Genomic DNA, 4,247 nt, shown 5'->3' with positions numbered 1-4,247 from the left:
CCAACCATAACAACTTGTTTTTAACTTATCAATCAACAAGAAATCAGATCAGGCCATATTAAGAGAAAAACAATTACCTCTTATCGAGCTAAAGTATCCATTTTATATGAAAAACGAATAATGCTCATAAAAAACAATTAAATCAGGCTTGAAGTCCTAGGTTTTCGGTGCATTTTAAAGTTTCAAATAAATACCAGAAGCCTTTATAAATACTGTTTCACAAGAATAAAAATAAAGAATAATTAATATTTACTGGTCCACCTCTACGTCATGGTCATCAAAAAGCCATTGGGTCATACCGCCTTTAAGATCGTAGATTTTGACAAATCCGGCATCCTTAAGTTTTTTGGCGCATTTTGCACTGCGGCCACCAGATCGACAATATAAAATAACTGGCTTTGTTTTGTCCAATTTCTGAATGTCTTGATCAAAGGTTGGCGAATTAAAATCTATATTCTGTGAATTTTTTATAAAGCCGTCAATCCTGTCCTTAGCCGATCTGACATCGACCAATTGTACATCATCCATTTCCATCAACGACAGCATCTCCTCTGGCGTTACCAATGTTATTTGGTCATCAGATTCTTTCTTACAACCTATTATAAGGAACGTAAAAACTACGATAAAAATCAACGAAATACGTTTCATAGGGATAGGCTTAATTTTCTTATAAAAAAAATCATGTTTTATTTTGTGGATGGTCCGTTCCAATTACTGAAACCTCCCATTAAGTTATAGGCTTTTTCAAATCCGAGTTGATTCATAATGGAACAGGCTTGTCCGCTGCGAGCTCCAGATCTGCAATACACATAATAACTTTTATAAGGATCCAATTTTTCAATGGCGTCGATAAATTCTTGACCTTTATAAATATCTAAATGAATAGCATTGGGAATATAACCTTCGTTGACTTCCTCTTGGGTTCTTACATCGATAATGACGGCGTTACTGTCATTCTCCAATTGTGATGCCCATTCTTGTTGTGATAAATCTGCCATAGCTATTATATTTAAAAGGACAAAATTAACATTTCTTTATGATATAGACCAAAAAAAATCTGAAGTGTTACACCTCAGATTCATTTTTAACATTTAAACCCAACAAAATTAGGCGTTTTTCAAGGATTCCTCTTTATAGTCTAATGGAGCAACCTATGGCTCTGGTTTCAGTCTGTTTAATCGGTTGTCCAGCTAAAAGTGCATCAACCGCGTTTTCAACATATTTAGTTTGGACGGCTTGGGCATCTTGATAGTTGTCATCAATGGCACCTATATATTTAACCTCATTCCCTTTAGTGGTTTTTTGAATCAAATAAACTTGAGGCGTTTTGGTCGCGCCATATTGCGGCGAAATTTTCTGACCTTCATCCATTAAGTATGGAAACGTAAAGCCTTTTTGTTTCGCTCTTTGCTTCATGGCTTCCATATTATCTTTAGGCTGAATGTCCGTATTATTTGGCATGATGGCAATAACAGGATAGCCTTTAGATGCGTATTTTTTATCGAGAGCTACAATTCTATCTTCATAAGACACCGAATAAGGACAGGTATTACACGTAAAAATGACGATAAAACCTTTAGCATCTTTGTAATCAGATAACGAGACCATTTTGTCATCAATATTTTTCAATTTGAAATCGGTGGCGATATCTCCAATTTTATAGCCGCTACTAACGGTTGTAAATGCCGATAATCCAACAATCGCAATTACAGCGAAAATTCCTATTATTTTTTTCATGACTTTATTTTAAATCGTTTTCTGGTCTAGTCTACTCAATAATTATTCCATTGTGTAAATTAGAAAGGACGAGGATTATTTTAAAAATTGTTTTAATTCGGTTTCCAATTCTTCATAAGTAAAAGTCTGCTCATAAAACTGTCGTTTATCTTTATTAAAAATAAGAGTTGCAGGAATGGCGCCAGACCAATCCGGATTAATTGCCGGAATCCAAGTGTTGGAATCCATGTCATTCAAAGCTACGACTTTCGATTTTAATTCATGTTTTTTTACAAACGGCTTTAAATGGGAATCATACTTTTTAGGGAAATCCAAACTTACCAATAACACTTCCACATTTTTATCAGCATAAGCGGCATTTACGGCTTCAAAATAAGGCAACTCCTTAATACAAGGTGCACACCAGGTCGCCCAAAAATTGACGATATAAACTTTATCGGTGTCCGTTTCCAAAAATGGCTTTAGACCTTCAAAATCGTAAACCTCCAAAGGCTCTGCCACATATTTAGAAGTTTCATCAGTGGTTGAATGCCATGTGGACGGGCTTGTTTCATTCTTACAAGACGTCATAATAACTACAAATAATACTAATAAGGTTCTCATGGTATAAAAATATAACTCCCTTTGCCGTCCAATTAAACTTTAACAAAAAATTATAGCTTCAGTTGATCGCAAATCAAAAAACCAAACGTACATTTGTATATACAATTGTTGTACATGAAAGAGATAGAACATATCATAATGACCAGTAGCCAAATTCCCTTGGCAAAACGGACCGTTTTGAATATTTCGTATACCAGTGTTGCGATTAAAGATACCATTTCAAACATCTTAAAACCTTTTGATATTTCTGTTGAACAGTTTAATGTGCTCAGAATATTAAGAGGTCAAAAAGGAAAGGCTGCCAACCTTCAAGACATTCAAAATCGGATGGTCAGTAAAATGAGTAATACCACAAGATTGGTCGACAAGCTTATTTTAAAAGACTTCGTGGAGCGTTTTGTATGTAAAAAAAATCGCAGAAAAGTTGAAATATTCATTACCGCGCAAGGTTTAGAATTTTTAAAAGAAATAGATCCTTTGATCGAAAATACAGAAGCAAAATTAATGTCGTCCTTAACGACAGAAGAACTCAAAACCTTAAATATTTTATTAACAAAGCTTAGAAATTAAACATTAATTCAATTACAATTAAAAAAAAGAAAACCTTATGAAAATTACATTTATTCTAGCCATTGCTTTTGCAGCAAGCACATTCAACGTTTCAACCAAAAAGAACGTCGACGTCGTTAACAGTGAAATCACTTGGAAAGGCCGAAAAATAACAGGCGAACATGAAGGCACCATAAAACTTCAAGAAGGCACCTTGCATTTTGATGGCAAAAAACAATTAACTGGCGGTACATTTATTATGAATATGTCTTCCTTAAATGTTACGGATTTAGAAGGCGAAATGAAAGGTAAACTTGAAGGCCATTTAAAATCAGATGATTTTTTCGGTACGGACAACCACGCTACTTCAAAATTTGTGATCACTAAAGTTCAAGGAAAAAACGGGAAATATAAAGTCACTGGAGATTTGACCATCAAAGGCATCACCTTTCCTAATACTTTTGATATGACCGTAAAAGAAAACAACACCGCTACAGCCAACTTAAAAGTGGACAGAACAAAATACGAGATTAAATACGGATCAGCAAGTTTCTTTGATGGCCTTAAAGACAAAGCTATTTACGATGAATTTGAGTTAAACGTTACCCTTAAATTTTAAATCAAAAAGTGATTAATAGCACGTTTTATTGATTGGGATCCTGCAACTGCAGGATTCTTTTTTTAAAATTTCTTTCGAAATAATTTGAAAACTTAAATTTTCATTTCTATATTTGGCAAAACAATAACTTGAACACAAATTTAAATCATACTTGGTGGTGGAACTTTTCGAAACAACATTCGTGAGGTAACGCTATAGGTATATTTAAATATTAATATAAAAAAGGCTTGTCATTCACGACAGGCCTTTTTTCATTTGTAGTAATTGTCATTTCCACGAAGGTGGAAATCCAATTAAGAAGAGTAACCAAAAAATGTTCAATTTTTATGTTTCTAGAAAAAACCTTCTTTGTTTATATTATGACAAATACGTACAACACTGTAATTTATGTCGGTTTTTCAGGTCAAATCAATGAAAGGATTCATCAACATAAGAAGAAATATAGTAAAGGATTCGCCAATAAATACAATTTGAACAAAATTGTGTATTATGAAAAATTTGAATATGCGATGGAGGCCATTAAAAGAGAAAAGCAAATCAAAAAGTGGAATCGAGAATGGAAAATAAATCTTATTAAAGATTTTAATCCCAATTGGGACGATTTATCACATTTTTTAAAAGAATAAAATTATTAAGATTTCCGTACCTGTCTACCGACAGTCAGATACACAGAAATGACATTAGAAATTTATATGAAAACTTACAGTCTATACACACATTACAAAAAAATTCTTGCAGA

7 protein-coding genes are annotated in these 4,247 nt (G+C 33.3%); 3 read left to right on the top strand and 4 right to left on the bottom strand.

The genetic code is table 11. The features are described 5' to 3' along the window. Positions 1 to 249 precede the first annotated feature (249 nt). The 4 genes from ABIQ28_RS13295 to ABIQ28_RS13280 form a co-directional block, all read right to left on the bottom strand. On the bottom strand, positions 250 to 648 hold the full coding sequence (locus tag ABIQ28_RS13295; RefSeq protein WP_348038103.1) for a rhodanese-like domain-containing protein: 399 nt from the start codon (positions 646 to 648) through the stop codon (positions 250 to 252). Between the two features lie 38 nt (positions 649 to 686). Then, positions 687 to 998, bottom strand: coding sequence for a rhodanese-like domain-containing protein (locus ABIQ28_RS13290; RefSeq protein WP_348038101.1), 312 nt, complete (start codon positions 996 to 998; stop codon positions 687 to 689). 133 nt (positions 999 to 1,131) lie between these two features. Beyond that, the gene (locus tag ABIQ28_RS13285; RefSeq protein ID WP_348038099.1) at positions 1,132 to 1,737 is read right to left on the bottom strand and encodes a thioredoxin family protein; all 606 of its coding nucleotides are present in this window, start codon (positions 1,735 to 1,737) and stop codon (positions 1,132 to 1,134) included. A gap of 75 nt (positions 1,738 to 1,812) precedes the next feature. After that, positions 1,813 to 2,340 (bottom strand): TlpA disulfide reductase family protein, encoded by a 528-nt coding sequence (locus tag ABIQ28_RS13280; RefSeq protein ID WP_348038097.1) that lies wholly within the window; start codon positions 2,338 to 2,340, stop codon positions 1,813 to 1,815. A gap of 114 nt (positions 2,341 to 2,454) precedes the next feature. Here ABIQ28_RS13280 and ABIQ28_RS13275 point away from each other — a divergent pair, with 114 nt between their 5' ends. The 3 genes from ABIQ28_RS13275 to ABIQ28_RS13265 all read left to right on the top strand — a co-directional run bounded on the left by ABIQ28_RS13275 (position 2,455) and on the right by ABIQ28_RS13265 (position 4,134). Further along, positions 2,455 to 2,910 (top strand): MarR family transcriptional regulator, encoded by a 456-nt coding sequence (locus ABIQ28_RS13275; protein WP_348038095.1) that lies wholly within the window; start codon positions 2,455 to 2,457, stop codon positions 2,908 to 2,910. Positions 2,911 to 2,947: 37 nt separating this feature from the next. Further along, entirely contained in the window at positions 2,948 to 3,508 is a 561-nt protein-coding gene (locus ABIQ28_RS13270; RefSeq protein ID WP_348038093.1) for a YceI family protein, read from the top strand. A 326-nt stretch (positions 3,509 to 3,834) separates the two neighbouring features. Beyond that, positions 3,835 to 4,134 (top strand): GIY-YIG nuclease family protein, encoded by a 300-nt coding sequence (locus ABIQ28_RS13265; protein WP_348038090.1) that lies wholly within the window; start codon positions 3,835 to 3,837, stop codon positions 4,132 to 4,134. Positions 4,135 to 4,247 lie beyond the last annotated feature (113 nt).

Source organism: Gelidibacter sp., from assembly GCF_039916245.1.
GTDB lineage: Bacteria > Bacteroidota > Bacteroidia > Flavobacteriales > Flavobacteriaceae > Gelidibacter.
Note: the sequence above shows the minus strand (reverse complement) of the source record. Positions and strands in the feature narration are given on the sequence as shown.